This window comes from Pseudomonas sp. GM48 (genome assembly GCF_000282335.1).
Classification (GTDB): domain Bacteria; phylum Pseudomonadota; class Gammaproteobacteria; order Pseudomonadales; family Pseudomonadaceae; genus Aquipseudomonas.
In genome coordinates this window covers 1-1243 of record NZ_AKJM01000144.1, presented here as the reverse complement: position 1 = coordinate 1243, position 1243 = coordinate 1, and the positions used below count along the sequence as shown (strand labels likewise).

General features: G+C 55.3%; 1 protein-coding gene. It reads left to right on the top strand.

All coding sequences use genetic code 11. The features are described from left to right. Positions 1-71 precede the first annotated feature (71 nt). Positions 72-1207 (top strand): IS3 family transposase gene (locus tag PMI28_RS03330; RefSeq protein ID WP_238540715.1). Its coding sequence is split into 2 segments (ribosomal slippage): positions 72-321 and positions 321-1207, totalling 1137 coding nucleotides; the frame shifts between segments, so codons are not numbered across the junction. Positions 1208-1243 lie beyond the last annotated feature (36 nt).

Here is a 1243-nt window from a genome sequence, read left to right as displayed (position 1 = left end):
TGAACTGGCCTAATGATTTTGGACACTTCAATCGGGCGCTATGATGGCGCCCAAATCTGAGGTGTTTGGATATGCGTAAATCTTATTCGAGTGAGTTCAAGCTCAAGGCTGCCAGCATGGTGCTGGACGAAGGGCAGTCGGTTCCCGAGGTCTGTGCCAGTCTGGATATTGGCCCGACTGCGTTGCGCCGCTGGGTCGATCAGGTTCGCAAAGAGCGCTTGGGCTCGACCCCGGTGGGTGCCAAGGCGATTACCGCGGATCAGCGAGAGATCCAGAAACTCAAAGCGTTGCTCCGGCAAAAAGACCTGGATATCGAAATCCTAAAAAAGGCCAGTGCTCTCCTGCTATTGGACGCCAAAGATCATTCTCGTTGATCGATGAGCTGGACGAGCAGTACGGCGTTAACAATTGCTGTCGGGCGTTCGGAGTCAACCGCAGCAGCTTTTACGCCTGGCGTCAGCGCCAAGGCAAAGTGAATCCCGAGCGGGAGAAGCTCAAAGCCGTGCTGGTCAAACATCACCAAGCATCGAGAGCGTCTGCTGGCGCGCGCACTTTGGCCAAAGAGCTGCAAGCCAATGGGCATCGTGTCGGGCGGTATAAAGCCCGCAGTTTGATGCGCGAAGCCGGCATCACCAGCGGTCAGCGCAGGCGGCATAAGTACAAGTCACCTGGCGTGGAGGCGTTGGTGGCGCCGCACGTGCTCAAGCGCAAGTTTGATGTCAGGACGGTTAATCAGGTGTGGTGTGGCGACGTGACGTACATCAAGGTCGGTAAGCGGTGGCTGTATTTTGCGGCGGTTTTGGATTTGTTCGCCCGTCGGATCGTGGGTTGGTCGTTTTCGATGATTTCCGATGCCACGCTGACTTGTGAAGCCCTGCGCATGGCGGTTGAGCTTAGAGGTCGCCCTAAAGACGTGCTGTTTCACTCCGACCAAGGTTGTCAGTACACCAGCCATAAGTTCAGGAATGAGCTGTTGGAGCATGGCCTGCGGCAAAGCATGAGCCGTAAAGGCGAATGCTGGGACAACGCTCCGATGGAACGTTTCTTCGGAAGTTTGAAATCAGAGTGGGTGCCCGAAACAGGCTACGAATCAGAACATGAGGCCCGAGCAGATGTGCAGCGCTATGTCTCGCGCTACAACATCACCAGGCCTCATAGCTACAACGACTACCGGTCGCCAATCGTCAGGGAGAGACTGGCAGCGTAAACCTAAATTGGTGTCCAAGATTACTTGACCAGTTCA